The organism is Klebsiella sp. NPDC088457, assembly GCF_044900465.1.
In the GTDB taxonomy this organism is placed as follows: Bacteria; Pseudomonadota; Gammaproteobacteria; order Enterobacterales; family Enterobacteriaceae; genus Klebsiella.
The window spans coordinates 16243-33435 of the sequence record NZ_JBJDNH010000037.1; the positions used below are offsets into that span (position 1 = coordinate 16243).

Here is a 17193-nt window from a genome sequence, read left to right on the forward strand (position 1 = left end):
GAGTCATAATGACAAAAGCGCTTGATTTCTCGACCGGTTATGCTTCACGTCGCCCACCGATGATGGGGCGCAACGCCGTGGCGACGTCGCAGCCGCTGGCGGCGCAGGCGGGGATGCGGATGCTGCAGCTGGGCGGCAATGCGGTTGATGCGGCGATTGCCACCGCGATGGCTCTCACCGTGGTGGAACCGACCGGCTGCGGTATCGGCAGCGATGCGTTTGCCATTATCTGGGACGGTGAAAAATTGCATGGCCTGAATGCCTCCGGGCGCTCTCCCGCCAGCTGGCATGCCGATCTGTTCGCCGGCAAAGGCGCGGTACCGGAAATCGGCTGGGATGCGGTCACCGTCCCGGGCGCGGTTTCCGGCTGGGTGGCGCTGGCGGAACGCTTCGGTTCGCTGCCGCTCACCACGCTGGCGCAGCCGGCCATTGACTATGCGCGTAACGGCTTTCCCGTTTCGCCGCTGATTGGTCACCTGTGGCAGCGGGGCTATAACAAACTGAAAGATCAGCCGGGCTTCAGCGCCTGCTTTGCGCCGCAAGGCCGCGCGCCGCGGGTCGGCGAGATTTTCCGTAACCCAGCGCAGGCGAAAACCCTGGCGCTGATCGCCGAAACCAATGGGGAGGCGTTCTATCGCGGCGAGCTGGCGCAGAAGATTGCGGCATTCGCCCGGGAGCACGGCGCGCATCTGACGGCGGACGATCTGGCTAACCACCGCGCCGATTGGGTTGAACTGCTGTCGCGTGATTTTGCCGGCGGTTCGGTACAGGAGCTGCCGCCTAACGGCCAGGGGATCGCCACCCTGATTGCGCTCGGGATCCTCGAACAGTGTGATATCGGTCGCTACGACCCCGATTCGGTACAGTCGCTGCATCTGTCGATTGAGGCAATGAAGCTGGCGCTGGCGGACCTCGATCGCTACGTTGCCGACGAAGATCATATGGAGTTTGCTGCCGGGACGCTGTTAAGCGACGAGTATCTGAAATCCCGCGCCGCGCTGATCGATCCGCAGCAGGCCTCCGATTTTACCTACGGTTCTCCGACCCAGAGCGGAACGGTCTATCTCTCGACGGCCGACGCCAGCGGAATGATGGTGTCGTTTATTCAGTCCAACTATATGGGCTTTGGCTCCGGGGTCGTGGTCCCTGATACCGGCATCAGCCTGCAAAACCGCGGCTGCGGCTTTGTGCTCGATCCCGGCCACCCGAACGCGCTGGCGGGCGGCAAGCGGCCGTTCCATACCATCATTCCCGGTTTTGCGTTAGATGGCGATGGCAAGCCGCTGATGTCGTTTGGCGTGATGGGCGGTCCGATGCAGGCGCAGGGGCATATGCAGATGGCCCTGCGCATTATGCTGCATGGACAAAACCCGCAGGCGGCGATCGACGCGCCGCGCTGGCGGGTGGTGCAGGGGCGGGAGGTGGTGGTTGAATCGACCTTCAGCCGCAACGTGATTGCGGGGCTGCGCGAGCGCGGGCATCAGATTGTGGTGGAGGACCCGCTGCAGGACTACAACTTCGGCGGCGCACAGGCGATTTATCGCCTGCCGGAGGGCCATTACGTCGCCGCGACCGAAAGCCGCAAGGACGGGCAGGCGCTGGTGAGCTAAATCCTGGTGGCGTAAAAAGGGGGCGAATAGCGCCCCCTTTTGGATCTCGCTTTACCCGAGGGTAAAAGGATCCGCATCCTGCCAGGCGGGAAATTTCTCGCGATACTCGGTGAGCGCCGTCAGCGACAGCTCGGCATCAAGGCGCGTGGCCTGATGGGGCTCGGCGGTGGCCAGAATTTCTCCCTGTGGGCTGATGATACGGCTGTCGCCGCGATAATGATGGCCGTTGCCGTCGGTGCCGACGCGGTTACAACCGGCGACGTAGGCCTGGTTTTCAATGGCCCGGGCTACCAGCAGCGACTGCCAGTGCAGCGAGCGCGGCGCGGGCCAGTTGGCCACGTACAGCGCTAAATCGTAGTCGTTATGGTTGCGTGACCACACCGGGAAACGCAGGTCATAGCAGACCAGCGGTAGAATCCGCCAGCCGCGCCACTCAAAAACAACCCGTTCGCTGCCCGCCTCATAATGATGATGTTCTCCGGCCATCCGGAACAGATGCCGCTTGTCATAGAAGCGCGTGGCGCCGTCGGGATCCACCAGCAGGAAGCGGTTAACCGGCCCGCGCTCGGTTTGCAGCGCGGCGCTACCGGCGATCAGGGCATGAGTTTGCATCGCTTTTGCCCGCATCCAGTCAACGACCTCTTCCTGCGCCATCGACTGCTTTGCCGCTTCCATAGCGAAGCCGGTGGTGAACATTTCCGGTAAAACAATCAGGTCACGCCCGGTAATACCTTCCAGTTGACGATCGAAATGGCGTAGGTTGGCGGGACCGTCCATCCACACCAGAGGTTGTTGCAGCAACGTAATTTTCAGGCCAGGCACGGTGGTGAACTCCAGTATCATTAGGGCGTTATCATTATTTTAATACCATATCAGCCGCAGGATGGTGAGAGGAATATTTTGTTAAAAAAATGCTAATGCTGGTGATGCGTCCGCCGGTGACGGAGCTAAAAAAAGGCGGGGGAAAACCCCCGCCCCGATCGTGATGTGATTAATTTATGATTCAGGCCGCTTCAATCTTGCGGACTTTCTCCGGCAACTTTACCGGTTTGGTCGCCAGCTCATCCGGCGCGAAATCATCCACGTTAATACTGCGCAGGCGACTGGTTTCCGCGCGGGTGAGGATCGTGGCCTCATCCTGATTGATTAAACCTTTGGTCAGGGCGTTACGCGCCAGTTCATCCAGGCGGGTAAACGGCAGGTTTTTACCCAGCTCTTTGCAGATACGCTGGTGGATCGGGTCGGCCGCCATGACATCAAGCAGCGCCTCTTCCAGCAGACCGACCGGGTTATGTTCGCTCGGGGTCAGATACTGGCCGCGGCCGATGCGGGAACGCGTGGCGCTCGGCACCTGCAGGATTTTCGCCACCTTATGGTCCAGCTTATCGGACGGCGCGTTGTAGTGACGGCCGGTCGGGAAGATGGCGAGGCGCATTACGCCAGCGACGAAACGGTTCGGGAAGTTTTTCAGTAGATCGTCGATCGCCTGCTCCGCCTGATACAACGCATCCTGAACCCCCCAATGAACCAGTGGAAGGTCGGCTTCATTGCGCCCTTCATCGTCATAGCGCTTCAGTACCGCCGAGGCGAGATAGAGCTGGCTCAGGACATCGCCGAGACGGGCGGAAATCCGCTCGCGACGCTTCAGGCTGCCGCCCAGCACCGCCATGGCGACGTCGGACAGCAGCGCCAGGTTCGCGCTCAGACGATTCATGTGCTGATAGTAGCGGCGAGTGCTGTCGCGGGTCGGCGTACTGCTGGTCAGGCCGTGGGTCAGGCCCAGCCAGAAGCTGCGCACTTTATTGCTACCGACGTGGCCGATATGCTTAAACAGCAGCTTGTCGAACGCGTCCACATCGTTGTTCTGCGCGGCGGCCATCTCATCAAGTACGTACGGATGGCAACGAATCGCCCCCTGACCGAAGATCATCATACTGCGGGTCAGGATGTTGGCTCCTTCCACGGTGATGGCGATCGGCGCACCCTGATAGGCGCGGGCGAGGAAGTTACCTTCACCGAGCATAATGCCTTTACCGCCGGTGATATCCATGGCGTCAATAATTGAACGCTGGCCGCGGTGGGTACAGTGGTATTTCACGATAGCCGACAGCACCGCCGGTTTTTCTCCCAGCATGATCCCGTAAGTAATCAGCGAAGCGGCGGCATCCATGACATACGCGTTACCGGCGATGCGTGCCAGGGGCTCTTCGATACCTTCCATTTTACCGATAGAAATTTTGAACTGCCGGCGAATGTGGGCATAAGCGCCGGTCGCCATCGCCACGGATTTCAGCCCGCCGGTGGCGTTAGACGGCAGGGTGATACCGCGGCCCACGGAGAGGCATTCTACCAGCATCCGCCAACCCTGACCGGCCATCGTCGGGCCGCCGATGATGTAATCGATCGGTACGAAAATGTCTTTACCCTGCGTTGGTCCGTTCTGGAACGGGACGTTCAGCGGGAAGTGGCGACGGCCAATCTCCACGCCGGGCGTGGTGGTTGGGATCAGCGCGCAGGTAATTCCCAGCTCTTCTTCCCCGCCCAGCAGACGATCCGGGTCAGAGAGTTTAAAGGCCAGTCCCAGCACGGTCGCGACAGGAGCCAGGGTAATGTAGCGTTTGTTCCAGGTCAGGCGCATGCCCAGTACCTGCTCGCCTTGCCATTCGCCCATGCAGACGACGCCGGTATCCGGAATCGCGCCGGCATCTGAACCCGCTTCCGGGCTGGTCAGGGCAAAGCATGGAATTTCCTGGCCACGGGCCAGACGCGGCAGATAGTGATTTTTCTGTTCTTCAGTACCGTAATGTTGCAGCAGTTCGCCCGGGCCTAAAGAGTTCGGTACGCCGACGGTGATCGCCAGAATGCCGGAAACGCCGGAGAGCTTTTGCAGCACGCGGGACTGAGCGTAAGCGGAGAACTCGAGGCCGCCGTACTCTTTCTTAATGATCATCGCAAAGAAGCGATGCTCTTTCAGATACGCCCACAGTTCCGGCGGCAGATCGGCCATCTCATGGGTAATTTCAAAGTCGTTAGCCATGCGGCAGGCTTCTTCTACCGGGCCGTCGATGAACGCCTGTTCTTCGGCGGTCAGGCGCGGCTGTGGATAGTTATGCAGCTTTTGCCAGTCCGGGTTACCGCGGAACAGATCGCCTTCCCACCAGGTGGTGCCCGCGTCAATCGCTTCTTTTTCGGTGCGCGACATCGGTGGCATCACTTTGCGAAACGCGCGAAATGCCGGTGCCGACATCATCGACTTACGCATCGGCGCGAAGTTAAACGGCAGCAGGATAATCGCCAGCGGTACCAGCAGCCAGATATTCCACAGCCCGGCCACGCTAAGCGCGGCGGTCCAGGCGAGTAAAATCGCACTGCTGAGCAGGAGATTGATTCGGTGATAGAAGAGTGCACCGAGCAGAACAACGGTTGCAACAATACTCAAAATCATCATAGAGAAATGCTCCCTGTCTTGTAGGAGGTCTGACCACTTGTGATGATATGGTTGTAGTGGATGTAATTTGTTTTAGCAATGTGTTTACAAAATAATTACAACCTTGCTCACATTGTTGTACGTAAAAGCGGCACGTAAAATCAAAACCCCGGCGGATAAGCGCGCCTGCTGCTTCTCGCCCCGGCGGCTATCCGGTACACTGCCAGGGTTATTCCACCAATACTGAAGGATTATCCTCATGTACCAGGATCTTATTCGTAACGAACTGAACGAAGCGGCGGAAACGCTGGCTAACTTTCTGCAGGACGAAGCCAATATTCACGCCATCCAGCGTGCCGCGGTGCTGCTGGCAGATAGCTTTAAGGCCGGTGGCAAAGTCCTCTCCTGCGGCAACGGCGGTTCCCACTGCGATGCGATGCACTTTGCGGAAGAACTGACCGGGCGCTATCGTGAGAATCGTCCCGGCTATCCGGCGATTGCGATTTCAGATGTCAGCCACCTGTCCTGCGTCAGTAACGATTTTGGTTACGAGTACGTCTTTTCCCGCTACGTCGAGTCCGTCGGTCGCGCCGGCGATGTGCTGCTGGGGATCTCCACTTCCGGCAACTCCGGTAACGTGATTAAAGCGATTGACGCTGCCCGTGCGCAGGGGATGAAAGTGATTACCCTGACCGGTAAAGATGGCGGTAAAATGGCGGGATCCGCCGATGTTGAAATCCGCGTGCCGCATTTTGGTTATGCCGACCGCATTCAGGAAATTCACATTAAAGTGATTCATATTCTGATTATGCTGATCGAAAAAGAGATGGTGAAGGCTTAAAAGGCGACTCTGTTTGCCATTTTGCACCGGGCCAGCGCGCAAACCCTCGCGTACATTCGCTACGGTTGTTGCGCGCTGGCCGTGTTCAGAGCGGCGGCGGTAATAACGCCTTTTGTGTTTAAGCTGAGTGGTGTGAGGTGATGTATGTGCGAATTGCTCGGGATGAGCGCGAATGTGCCAACAGATATTTGCTTTAGCTTTACCGGGCTGGTCCAGCGCGGTGGAGGAACCGGTCCCCATAAAGACGGTTGGGGCATTACCTTTTATGAAGGTAAAGGCTGTCGCACATTCAAAGATCCCCAGCCCAGTTTTCAGTCGCCAATAGCGAAGCTGGTACAGGACTACCCGATCAAATCGTGCTCGGTCATCGCCCATATTCGCCAGGCTAACCGCGGTATCGTCGCCCTGGAAAATACCCATCCGTTTACCCGTGAACTGTGGGGGCGCAACTGGACCTACGCGCATAACGGTCAGCTGGAAGGCTATGAGTCTCTGGAGACGGGGAATCTTCAGCCGATCGGCGAGACCGACAGCGAAAAAGTCTTCTGCTGGATCCTGCACTGCCTGACCGAGCGCTATGCGGGCACGCCGGACGATATGGTGGACGTGTTCAGGTTTATCGCGACGCTGGCGGGTGAGCTGCGGGAAAAAGGCGTGTTCAATATGCTGCTGTCGGACGGGCGCTATGTGATGGCGTTTTGCTCGACGAACCTGCACTGGATTACGCGCCGGGCGCCGTTTGGCGTGGCAACGCTGCTGGATCAGGATGTGGAAATCGACTTTCAACGAGAGACCACACCTGATGATGTGGTCACCGTTATCGCCACTCAGCCGCTGACCGGCAATGAGACCTGGAATAAGATTATGCCAGGTGAGTGGGCGCTATTTTGCCTGGGGGACCGTGTAGTTTGACGCCAGCTGCGGCTGAATAACTTCATGGCTGAGCGGTTTGCTCACCACGTAACGGCCATCCATCACCGAGACAACAGGCGGCTTGTGGGTTTGCTGGAAATAGTCGTAGCCGGGCTTCAGCTGTTTCCAGAAATCCGCATAGTAAGAGTACTTGTGGCGTTCCATATTGGCATCGGTCATGCGGAAGGGATAGATGCTGACCTGCACGTTGGGCTGGCCGAACACTAACGCGCCGGTGACAAACTGGAAAATCTCATCGATGCCGGTATCGGTCATCGCATAGCAGCCGATGGATACGCAGGCGCCGTGAATCATCAGGTATTTACCTTCATAACCATGCGCGCGGTCGTAAGCATTCGGGAAGCCGATATTAATGGCTTTATAGAAACGGCTGTCAGGCTTTAGCTGATTGCGCGTCACGTTATAAAACCCTTCCGGACTTTTGAAGTCGCCCTGACGCTGTTTCGGTCCGAGGCCGCCGGAGTAGTTACAGATCCGGTAGCTGTCGAGAAGTTGCCAGGTTTCGCCCATTTTGACGTAAAGATCGAGCATGCGCTCTTCTTTGAAGATCTCAATGTAAACCGGGGAACCCATTAATTGTTGCTTATATTCTTTGCTAACCGGCGTCGTCGGGCCGTTATTGCTGAGTAGCCCAGCAAATGAAACGCACGGCAACAGAAGCATCGCAATAAAGAATGCGATTTTGCGCATACTGCTTGTTCCTTGATAAATCAAAAACCACATTGCCAGGACGGCAAGAGATACCCGAAATCAGACTTTTCTGGATTTAGAGCGCTCACATTAGCATCACGGCAGTTTTTCGCAAGCGCGGCCGCACCGCGTTTACAATTTAGTTTTCCTTTATAACCAATCTGGCGTCAAAGTGCAGTGAGAACTTTGCGCAACATGTCTCATTTTATAGCGAGTTAATCGTGGTTTACCTATAGCCTCCGCTTACGAAATGTTACACTTACGCCGCTAAATGATCAGGGTAAGAAAGGATGCTTCTCTCCCGTCTGGTGAATCACCAGGACCTCGCTTTTCCTTTTTCTCTGATTTCCCATCAATGTTGCTGGCCTCGGCCTGATGCCGGGGTTTAGGTTACGGATACCTGCTAACGATATGATTAAAATCACGAAAGGGCTGAATTTGCCCATAGCTGGCATGCCATCACAGCAGATCACTTTGAACGTCGCGGTTAAACGCGTCGCGCTGTTGGGCGAAGAGTATGTCGGTATGCGCCCCTCAATGGCGGTCCGCGAAGGCGACCGGGTGCAAAAAGGGCAAACCCTGTTCGAAGATAAAAAGAACCCTGGCGTCCGCTTTACCGCGCCTGCCGCCGGGGTCATTAGCGCTATCCATCGCGGCGAACGTCGGGTTCTGCAATCGGTGGTGATTGATGTCGACGGCGACGAGGCCGTGCAGTTCTCCCGCTATGCGCCCGACGAGCTGGCGGGGCTGGCGCGGGAAACCGTCCAGCAACAGCTGCTGGAATCCGGTCAGTGGACGGCGTTGCGTACTCGCCCGTTCAGTAAAACCCCGGCGCTAGGCAGCGTGCCGGCGGCGATATTCGTTACCGCCATCGATACCCAGCCGCTGGCGGCGGATCCTCAGCCGCTGATTCGCGCCCGGCGCGAGGCCTTCGACGCCGGCCTCACCATACTGACCCGCCTGACGGCGGGCAAAGTTCATGTCTGCCAGGCCAGCGGCGGTAAGCTGGGCGGTCACCCGTCAGGGCAGGTGACCTTTAACCAGTTCGCCGGGCCGCATCCTGCCGGGCTGGTGGGCACTCACATTCATTTTCTTGAGCCCGTCAGCCTCAGCAAACAGGTCTGGCACCTTAACTATCAGGATGTTATCGCCATCGGCCGGCTGTTCCTCGACGGGGAACTGTGTAGCGAACGGGTGATCGCGCTCGGCGGCCCGCAGGTTAAAGAGCCGCGGCTGATTCAAACCTGCAGCGGCGTTAGCCTTGATGAACTGCTGGCTGGCGAGCTACAGGAAGGTGAAAACCGGGTCATTTCCGGCTCGGTCCTGAGCGGCAGCCGTGCGCAGGGGCCTCATGCCTTCCTCGGGCGTTTTCATCTGCAGGTCAGCGTGGTCAAAGAGGGGCGTGACAAGGAACTGTTTGGCTGGGTGATGCCGGGGAAAGACAAATTTTCCATTACCCGCACCACGCTGGGCCACTTCCTCAAGCGCAAGCTGTTTAACTTCTCGACCGATACCCACGGCGGCGAGCGTGCCATGGTGCCGATTGGTAACTATGAGCGGGTAATGCCGCTGGATATTCTGCCCACCATACTGCTGCGCGATTTGCTCGCGGGCGACAGAGATAGCGCGCAGGCGCTGGGCTGCCTGGAACTGGATGAAGAAGACCTGGCGCTGTGCACTTACGTCTGTCCCGGCAAGTATGAATACGGCCCGGCGCTGCGTAGCGTGTTAACCCAGATTGAGCAGGAAGGCTAAGTGATGGGCTTAAAGCAACTGTTTGACAAACTTGAGCCGCACTTTACTCACGGCGGCAAGCTGGAAAAATACTACCCGCTGTTCGAAGCGACGGCGACGCTGTTCTACACCCCGGGCCAGGTGACGCGCGGCGCCGCTCACGTTCGTGATGCTATTGACCTCAAGCGTATGATGATTCTGGTCTGGCTTGCCGTCTTCCCGGCGATGTTCTGGGGGATGTATAACGTCGGCCTGCAAACCCTGCCGGCGCTGCATAAACTGTACGGCGCAGAGCAGCTGCAGCAGGTGATCGCCGCAGACTGGCACTACAGCCTCGCGCAGTGGCTGGGAGTCAGCTTCAGCGCCGATGCGGGCTGGATCAGCATGATAACGCTGGGCGCGGTGTTCTTCCTGCCCATCTACATGACCGTCTTTATCGTCGGCGGCTTCTGGGAAGTGCTGTTTGCTATCGTGCGTAAGCACGAGATCAATGAAGGCTTCTTCGTCACCTCGATTCTCTTCGCGCTGATTGTCCCGCCTACGCTGCCGCTGTGGCAGGTGGCGCTGGGGATTACCTTCGGCGTGGTGATTGCCAAAGAGATTTTCGGCGGGACCGGGCGTAACTTTCTCAACCCGGCGCTGGCGGGGCGCGCTTTCCTGTTCTTTGCCTGGCCGGCGCAAATTTCCGGCGATCTGGTGTGGACCGCCGCGGAGGGTTTCTCCGGCGCGACGCCGCTGTCCCAGTGGGCAAGCGGCGGCGGCGAGGCGTTGGTGAATGTGACCAGCGGCCAGCCGGTCAGCTGGATGGCGGCTTTCCTTGGCAATATTCCCGGCTCCATCGGCGAGGTTTCGACGCTGATGATCCTGATTGGCGGCGCAATCATTATCTTCGCGCGCATTGCCTCGTGGCGCATCGTTGCCGGGGTGATGATCGGCATGATGGCGACGGCGACGCTGTTTAATTTCATCGGCTCGGCCACTAACCCGATGTTCGCCATGCCGTGGTACTGGCATCTGGTGCTCGGCGGTTTTGCCTTCGGCATGATGTTTATGGCGACGGACCCGGTGTCTGCATCGTTTACGGATAAAGGGAAATGGAGCTATGGCCTGCTGATCGGCGTGATGTGCGTGCTGATTCGGGTGGTCAACCCGGCCTATCCGGAAGGGATGATGCTGGCGATCCTCTTCGCCAATCTCTTTGCGCCGCTGTTCGATTACCTGGTGGTGCAGGCCAATATTAAGCGGAGGAAGTCGCGTGGCTGAGAAGAAAAGTAACGATAGCATCGGCAAAACGCTGCTGGTGGTGCTGGTGCTTTGCCTGGTGTGCTCCATCGTAGTCGCCGGGTCCGCCGTGGGTCTGAAGTCGCGCCAGCAGGAGCAACGTGCGCTGGATAAACAACGCAATATTCTCGCGGTTGCCGGGCTGATGCAGCCGGAGATGAGCGCGGATGAGGTGGCTTCCGTCTTTGCTGCCCGTATTTCCCCGCGGCTGGTGAATTTAGCCACCGGCGAACTGCTGGATAAAGATCCGGGCAAATTCAACCAGGCGCAGGCGCTGAAAGACCCACAGCAAAGTATCGCGCTGGATGTCAGCCAGGACCCGGCAGGCATTAAACGCCGGAGTAATATTGTCGAAATTTACCTGGTGCGCGATGAGCAGCGGCAGATTCAGGAAGTGGTGCTGCCCATCTATGGCAACGGCCTGTGGTCGGTGATGTACGCCTTTGTCGCCCTCGACACCGACGGTCGTACGGTGAAAGGGATTACCTACTACGATCACGGCGAAACGCCGGGGTTAGGTGGGGAGGTGGAAAATCCCAACTGGCGTCAGCAGTTTGTCGGCAAGCAGGTGCTTGACGATCGCGGCCATCCGGCGCTGAAAGTGGTGAAGGGCAGGGCGCGTCCGGGCGATGTCCATGCCGTTGATGGGCTGTCCGGGGCGACGCTGACCTCGAACGGCGTGCAGCATAGCTTTGATTTCTGGATGGGTGATATGGGGTTTGGCCCGTTGCTGAAAAAAGTTCGTGAGGGAGGGCTGAATAATGGCTGAACTGGGCGATATGAAAGAAATGAAGCGCGTGCTGGTGGGGCCACTGCTGGCCAATAACCCCATCACGCTGCAGGTCCTGGGGGTCTGTTCGGCCCTGGCGGTGACCACCAAACTGGAAACCGCATTGGTGATGACCATTGCGGTGACGCTGGTGACGGCATTCTCCAGTATGTTTATCTCTATGATCCGTCACCATATTCCCAACAGCGTGCGCATTATCGTCCAGATGGCGATTATTGCTTCGCTGGTGATTGTGGTGGACCAGCTGCTGCGCGCTTTTGCCTATGAGACCTCTAAACAGCTGTCGGTATTTGTCGGGCTTATCATTACCAACTGTATCGTGATGGGGCGCGCCGAAGCGTATGCCATGAAGTCGCCGCCGCTGGCCAGCTTTATGGACGGTATTGGCAACGGTCTGGGCTATGGCGCAATCCTGATGATGGTCGGCTTTCTGCGCGAGCTTATCGGCAGCGGCAAACTGTTTGGCATCACCGTGCTGGAGACGGTGCAAAACGGCGGCTGGTATCAGCCGAACGGCCTGTTCCTGCTGGCGCCGAGCGCCTTCTTTATCATCGGTTTGCTGATTTGGGCGCTGCGTAGCTGGAAGCCTGAACAGCAGGAAAAGGAGTAACCGATTATGGCTCATTACATCAGCCTGTTTGTGCGCGCGGTGTTTGTGGAAAACATGGCGCTGGCCTTCTTCCTCGGGATGTGTACTTTCCTGGCGGTCTCGAAAAAGGTCTCGACCGCCTTTGGCCTCGGCCTGACGGTCACCGTGGTGCTGGGTTTGTCGGTGCCTATCAATAACCTGGTCTATAACCTGGTGCTGCGTGACGGGGCGCTGGTGGAAGGCGTCGATTTAAGCTTCCTTAACTTTATTACCTTTATCGGCGTTATTGCGGCCCTGGTGCAGATCCTCGAGATGATCCTCGATAAATATTTCCCGGCGTTATACAACGCGCTGGGGATTTTCCTGCCGCTGATCGCCGTGAACTGCGCGATTTTTGGCGGCGTCTCCTTCATGGTGCAGCGTGACTATAACTTCCCGGAGTCCATCGTGTATGGCTTCGGCTCTGGTATCGGCTGGATGCTGGCGATTGTGGCGATGGCGGGGATCCGTGAAAAAATGAAATACGCCAATGTGCCCGCCGGTCTGCGCGGGTTAGGGATCACCTTTATTACCACGGGTCTGATGGCGCTGGGCTTTATGTCATTCTCCGGTGTGCAGCTATAAGGGCGGAAAGTATGGAAATTATTCTTGGCGTCGTCATGTTCACGCTGATCGTGCTGGTACTGTCAGGGTTGATCCTGGCGGCGCGCTCGAAGCTGGTCAACGCCGGTGACGTGGTCATTGAAATCAATAACGAGGCGGATAAACAGATCCACACGCCAGCGGGCGATAAGTTGCTGAATACGCTATCCAGCAACGGGATCTTTGTCTCCTCCGCCTGCGGCGGCGGCGGTTCCTGCGGCCAGTGTCGGGTGATGGTGAAAGAGGGCGGCGGCGATATCCTGCCGACCGAACTTTCCCATATTACCAAACGTGAGGCGAAAGAGGGCTGCCGGCTGGCCTGTCAGGTCGCGGTGAAGCAAAACATGAAGATCGAACTGCCGGAAGAGATCTTCGGCGTGAAAAAATGGCAGTGCGAAGTTATCTCCAATGATAACAAAGCGACGTTCATTAAAGAGCTGAAGCTGCGCGTGCCGGACGGCGAAGCCGTACCGTTCCGCGCCGGGGGCTATATCCAGATCGAGTGTCCGTCGCACAAGGTGGCGTATGCTGACTTCGACGTGCCGGACGAGTATCGCGCGGACTGGGATAAATTTAACCTCTTCCGCTATGTTTCCGAGGTTAAAGAGCCAACGCTGCGTGCCTACTCGATGGCTAACTACCCGGATGAGAAGGGCATCATTATGCTCAACGTGCGTATCGCCACGCCGCCGCCGCAAGTGCCGGACGCCCCGCCGGGGATCATGTCCTCGTATATCTGGTCGCTGAAAGCCGGCGATAAGGTGACGATTTCCGGGCCGTTCGGCGAGTTCTTTGCCAAAGATACCGAAGCGGAAATGGTCTTTATCGGCGGCGGAGCCGGTATGGCGCCGATGCGTTCGCATATTTTCGATCAGCTCATGCGCCTGCACAGCACGCGTAAAATCAGCTTCTGGTACGGCGCGCGTTCGCTGCGCGAGATGTTCTACGACGATGAGTTTGCCCAGCTGGCCCGTGAAAATCCGAACTTTACCTTCCATGTGGCGCTTTCCGATCCGCAGCCGGAAGATGGCTGGACCGGTCACACCGGCTTCATTCACAACGTGTTGTATGAGAACTATCTGCGCGATCACCCGGCGCCGGAGGACTGCGAGTTTTATATGTGCGGGCCGCCGGTGATGAACGCGGCAGTTATTAAAATGCTGAAAGAGCTTGGCGTCGAGGATGAAAACATCATGCTGGATGACTTTGGAGGTTGATGATGTTGACGGTGTTCGTGGCAACCTTTGTTATTTTCGCGCTGGTGATCCTGGGTATGTCTCTGGGGTATCTGGTTAGACGCAAAAGCATCCAGGGCAGCTGCGGCGGGATTGCCGCGCTCGGGCTGGAAAAGATCTGTGATTGTCCTGAGCCGTGCGATGCGCGGAAAAAACGCATGGCCCGCGAAGCGCAGCGCCAGCAGAGGCGGATCCTCTGATTACGCCTCCTTCTGTCGCCCGGTCGAGAGCAGCGGCGCCGGGCGATATCTCCTGTCCCCTCTTATTTTCCACGTAACAAAAAAGGACCCTACGCCGAGCCGGGGTCGCTCTCTTCTCATCTGACAGAGTTGTGCTGTATACTTGTCCAGTGGTAGGTGAGGGCTAACTATGCGTAAAATCATCCATGTCGATATGGACTGCTTCTTCGCGGCGGTCGAGATGCGTGACAATCCGGCGCTGCGGGATATCCCCATCGCCATCGGCGGTAGCCGGGTGCAGCGAGGCGTGATCAGCACCGCCAACTATCCGGCGCGTCAGTTTGGCGTGCGCAGCGCGATGCCAACCGCGATGGCGCTTAAACTTTGTCCGCATCTGACGCTGCTTCCCGGGCGCTTTGACGCCTATAAAGAGGCGTCGTCCCATATCCGGGAAATTTTCTCGCGCTATACCTCGCTGATTGAACCGCTGTCGCTGGATGAGGCGTTTCTTGACGTCAGCGACAGCGTACACTGTCAAGGTTCAGCCACGCTGATGGCGGAAGAGATCCGCCAGACGATCTATGACGAACTTCAACTGACCGCCTCTGCCGGTATCGCCCCGGTAAAGTTTCTGGCGAAAATTGCCTCCGATATGAATAAACCCAACGGCCAGTTTGTGATTGCGCCGCACCAGGTGGCGGAATTTGTGAAAACGCTGCCGCTGGCAAAGATCCCCGGCGTGGGCAAAGTTTCTGCCGCAAAACTGGAAAATATGGGATTGCGTACCTGCGAGGATGTGCAGAAAAGCGATCTGGCGATGCTGCTCCGCCGCTTTGGTAAATTTGGCCGGATCTTATGGGAGCGCAGTCAGGGGATCGATGAGCGGGAAATCAACAATACGCGGCAGCGTAAATCACTTGGCGTCGAGCGTACGCTGGTGGCGGATATCCACGAATGGGCCGAGTGTGAGGCGATTATCGAGAACCTGTATCAGGAGCTGGAGAGACGGCTGGTGAAGGTCAAGCCGGATCTGCTGATTGCCCGCCAGGGCGTAAAACTGAAATTCAATGATTTTCAGCAGACCACTCAGGAACACGTCTGGCCGCGGCTGAATAAAGATGATTTGCTCGCCACTGCCTGCAAAGCCTGGCATGAACGGCGGGGCGGCCGCGGCGTGCGGCTGGTGGGGCTACATGTGACGTTGCTCGATCCCCAGCTGGAGCGGCAGCTGGTACTGGGATTATGACGATGCCGATTATCAGGCCATACCGGGCTGACGACTTTTCTGCCCTGGTCACCATTTTTCTACGCGCGGTCCGGGAGACCGCCTGCCACGATTATTCTCCGGCGCAAATTGCCGCCTGGGCGCAGGTCGATGAGGCGCGCTGGCGGCAAAAAATACAGCACTCCTGGATAGGAGTGGCGGTGCTTGACCAGCAGGTCGTTGGGTTTATTACCGCCGTGGGCTGCCATATCGACTTACTGTTTGTCGCGCCGGACTACGGCCGTCGTGGCGTGGCCAGCGCGCTGCTCAGGGAACTGTTTGTGCAGATACCGCAGGGGACGCTAACGGTTGAGGCCAGTATCACGGCGAAACCGTGCTTTGAGCGTCATGGTTTCAGGGTGGTGGAAGAACAGCAGGTGGAAGCCCGTGGCGAGAGGTTTATCAATTATCTGATGGCGAAGGTGAGAGGGCCCGGATAAGGCGCAACGCGCCGCCACCCGGGCTCTCTTTTCTGGCAGGAGCTTACTTCGCCGGAATAGCTTTCAGCAGTTCAGTCAGCAGCGTCCAGTACTGGCCAACGCTCTCGATATGCACCTGCTCATCCGGGGAGTGCGGGCCGGTAATGGTTGGCCCGATGGAGACCATATCCATATTCGGATACGGTTTCTTGAACAGGCCGCACTCCAGACCGGCGTGAATGATCTGGATATTCGGCGTCTTGTTGAACAGACGCTGGTAGGTTTCACGCACCAGATGCATCACCGGTGAGTTCGCATCCGGCTGCCAGCCGGGGTATGCGCCTTTGGCTTCGGTTTTCGCGCCCGCCAGTTTACCCAGTGAATCCAGCATGCTAACAACATAGTCTTTACCGCTGTCGATCAGCGAACGGATCAGGCAGTGAATCTGGACATTGTCATCGGTCATGGTGACGACGCCAACGTTCAGGGAGGTTTCAACCACCCCTTTGGCCACGTCAGAGTTGCGGATCACGCCGTTTGGCGTGGCGTTCAGCAGACGCACGAAGCTGTCGCGGGATTGCGCCGTCAGCGCCGCTTTGTCATTGGCGGCGGCATCCAGCAGCAGCAGCAGGTTCTTCTCTTTTGCCGCCAGTTCGTTTTTCAGAATTTCCTGGAAGGCATTGACCCGCGCTTTCAGCGCATCGACTTTATCAGCCGCGACGGCGATGGTGGCGAACGCTTCACGCGGAATCGCGTTGCGCAGGGTGCCGCCGTTGAAATCCACCAGACGCAGATCCAGCTCCTGGGCATAATCTGCCAGCAAACGGGCCAGCAGCTTGTTGGCGTTGCCCAGACCCACGTGGATTTCACCACCGGAGTGGCCGCCTTTCAGCCCTTTTAAGGTCAGCTTAAAGCTCTGGAAATCCGCCGGGAGCGCTTCACGGCTCAGGGCGAGGTTTGAGGTAAAGTCGATACCGCCGGCGCAACCCATATAGATTTCGCCCTCTTCTTCAGAGTCGGTATTAATCAGGATATCGGCCTGCAGCCAGTTCGCCTGCAGACCAAATGCGCCGTCCATACCGGCTTCTTCGGTCATGGTCAGCAGCACTTCCAGCGGACCGTGAACCACGCTGTCATCGGCCAGCACCGCCAGTGCGGAAGCCATACCGATGCCGTTATCCGCACCGAGGGTGGTACCGCGCGCTTTGACCCACTCGCCGTCGATGTATGGCTGGATCGGATCTTTGGTAAAGTCATGCACGGTATCGTTGTTTTTCTGCGGAACCATGTCGAGGTGCGCCTGCAGAACAACCGGTTTACGGTTTTCCATACCGGCAGTGGCGGCCTTACGAATCAGAATGTTGCCAACCTGGTCGCGTTCTGCGTGTAACCCTTTTTCTTTTGCCCAGCCCATGATGTGTTCAGCGAGTTGTTCTTCGTGATAGGACGGATGGGGAATGGAGCAGATTTTGGCAAAAATATCCCATAGCGGTTGCGGGGATAATTGAGACAATTCAGACACGATGAGTCTCCTTACGATCGCCTGCAAAAGTCTTTTA

The 17193-nt window shown here is 57.6% G+C and carries 16 protein-coding genes; 12 read left to right on the forward strand and 4 right to left on the reverse strand.

Annotated elements, in window-relative coordinates; translation table 11 throughout:
- Nucleotides 1-8: 8 nt before the first annotated feature.
- A complete protein-coding gene (locus ACI2JR_RS20770) occupies nucleotides 9-1610 on the forward strand; it encodes a gamma-glutamyltransferase family protein (protein WP_132728171.1) in 1602 nt (533 codons plus the stop codon).
- A gap of 51 nt (nucleotides 1611-1661) precedes the next feature.
- Here ACI2JR_RS20770 and ACI2JR_RS20775 read toward each other — a convergent pair whose 3' ends face one another.
- Both ACI2JR_RS20775 and fadE read right to left on the reverse strand, forming a co-directional pair.
- On the reverse strand, nucleotides 1662-2432 hold the full coding sequence (locus ACI2JR_RS20775; RefSeq protein ID WP_132728988.1) for an amidohydrolase: 771 nt from the start codon (nucleotides 2430-2432) through the stop codon (nucleotides 1662-1664).
- 181 nt (nucleotides 2433-2613) lie between these two features.
- On the reverse strand, nucleotides 2614-5058 hold the full coding sequence (fadE, locus tag ACI2JR_RS20780) for an acyl-CoA dehydrogenase FadE (RefSeq protein ID WP_132728180.1): 2445 nt from the start codon (nucleotides 5056-5058) through the stop codon (nucleotides 2614-2616).
- 238 nt (nucleotides 5059-5296) lie between these two features.
- Here fadE and lpcA point away from each other — a divergent pair, with 238 nt between their 5' ends.
- Entirely contained in the window at nucleotides 5297-5878 is a 582-nt protein-coding gene (lpcA, locus tag ACI2JR_RS20785) for a D-sedoheptulose 7-phosphate isomerase (RefSeq protein ID WP_132728182.1), read from the forward strand.
- 144 nt (nucleotides 5879-6022) lie between these two features.
- On the forward strand, nucleotides 6023-6790 hold the full coding sequence (locus tag ACI2JR_RS20790; protein ID WP_132728184.1) for a class II glutamine amidotransferase: 768 nt from the start codon (nucleotides 6023-6025) through the stop codon (nucleotides 6788-6790).
- On the opposite strand, the gene dpaA is transcribed toward ACI2JR_RS20790, so the two are convergent.
- Nucleotides 6761-7501, reverse strand: coding sequence for a peptidoglycan meso-diaminopimelic acid protein amidase (gene dpaA, locus ACI2JR_RS20795; protein ID WP_462479370.1), 741 nt, complete (start codon nucleotides 7499-7501; stop codon nucleotides 6761-6763). The two genes, ACI2JR_RS20790 and dpaA, sit on opposite strands and share 30 nt — an antisense overlap.
- Nucleotides 7502-7912: 411 nt before the next feature.
- Here dpaA and ACI2JR_RS20800 point away from each other — a divergent pair, with 411 nt between their 5' ends.
- The 9 genes from ACI2JR_RS20800 to ACI2JR_RS20840 all read left to right on the forward strand — a co-directional run bounded on the left by ACI2JR_RS20800 (nucleotide 7913) and on the right by ACI2JR_RS20840 (nucleotide 15655).
- The gene (locus ACI2JR_RS20800; protein WP_462479371.1) at nucleotides 7913-9256 is read left to right on the forward strand and encodes a Na(+)-translocating NADH-quinone reductase subunit A; all 1344 of its coding nucleotides are present in this window, start codon (nucleotides 7913-7915) and stop codon (nucleotides 9254-9256) included.
- A gap of 3 nt (nucleotides 9257-9259) precedes the next feature.
- Nucleotides 9260-10498: an NADH:ubiquinone reductase (Na(+)-transporting) subunit B gene (locus tag ACI2JR_RS20805; protein WP_462479372.1), complete on the forward strand. Its 1239-nt coding sequence runs from the start codon at nucleotides 9260-9262 to the stop codon at nucleotides 10496-10498.
- Nucleotides 10491-11285: a Na(+)-translocating NADH-quinone reductase subunit C gene (locus ACI2JR_RS20810; RefSeq protein WP_132728192.1), complete on the forward strand. Its 795-nt coding sequence runs from the start codon at nucleotides 10491-10493 to the stop codon at nucleotides 11283-11285. Before ACI2JR_RS20805 ends, ACI2JR_RS20810 begins: the two co-directional genes overlap by 8 nt.
- Entirely contained in the window at nucleotides 11278-11916 is a 639-nt protein-coding gene (locus ACI2JR_RS20815) for an NADH:ubiquinone reductase (Na(+)-transporting) subunit D (protein WP_132728193.1), read from the forward strand. Before ACI2JR_RS20810 ends, ACI2JR_RS20815 begins: the two co-directional genes overlap by 8 nt.
- A gap of 6 nt (nucleotides 11917-11922) precedes the next feature.
- Nucleotides 11923-12519 carry an NADH:ubiquinone reductase (Na(+)-transporting) subunit E gene (gene nqrE, locus ACI2JR_RS20820; RefSeq protein ID WP_123706666.1) on the forward strand — a complete coding sequence of 199 codons (597 nt, stop codon included), beginning with the start codon at nucleotides 11923-11925 and terminating at the stop codon, nucleotides 12517-12519.
- An 11-nt stretch (nucleotides 12520-12530) separates the two neighbouring features.
- Nucleotides 12531-13754 (forward strand): NADH:ubiquinone reductase (Na(+)-transporting) subunit F, encoded by a 1224-nt coding sequence (gene nqrF / locus ACI2JR_RS20825; RefSeq protein ID WP_462479373.1) that lies wholly within the window; start codon nucleotides 12531-12533, stop codon nucleotides 13752-13754.
- 2 nt (nucleotides 13755-13756) lie between these two features.
- Nucleotides 13757-13972: a (Na+)-NQR maturation NqrM gene (gene nqrM / locus ACI2JR_RS20830; protein ID WP_165905690.1), complete on the forward strand. Its 216-nt coding sequence runs from the start codon at nucleotides 13757-13759 to the stop codon at nucleotides 13970-13972.
- 169 nt (nucleotides 13973-14141) lie between these two features.
- On the forward strand, nucleotides 14142-15197 hold the full coding sequence (gene dinB, locus ACI2JR_RS20835; RefSeq protein ID WP_132728199.1) for a DNA polymerase IV: 1056 nt from the start codon (nucleotides 14142-14144) through the stop codon (nucleotides 15195-15197).
- Nucleotides 15198-15199: 2 nt separating this feature from the next.
- A complete protein-coding gene (locus ACI2JR_RS20840; protein WP_462479381.1) occupies nucleotides 15200-15655 on the forward strand; it encodes a GNAT family N-acetyltransferase in 456 nt (151 codons plus the stop codon).
- Between the two features lie 43 nt (nucleotides 15656-15698).
- Here the strand turns inward: ACI2JR_RS20840 and pepD are convergent, their stop codons facing one another.
- Nucleotides 15699-17156, reverse strand: a complete 1458-nt coding sequence (gene pepD / locus ACI2JR_RS20845) for a cytosol nonspecific dipeptidase (RefSeq protein ID WP_462479374.1) — start codon at nucleotides 17154-17156, stop codon at nucleotides 15699-15701.
- Nucleotides 17157-17193 lie beyond the last annotated feature (37 nt).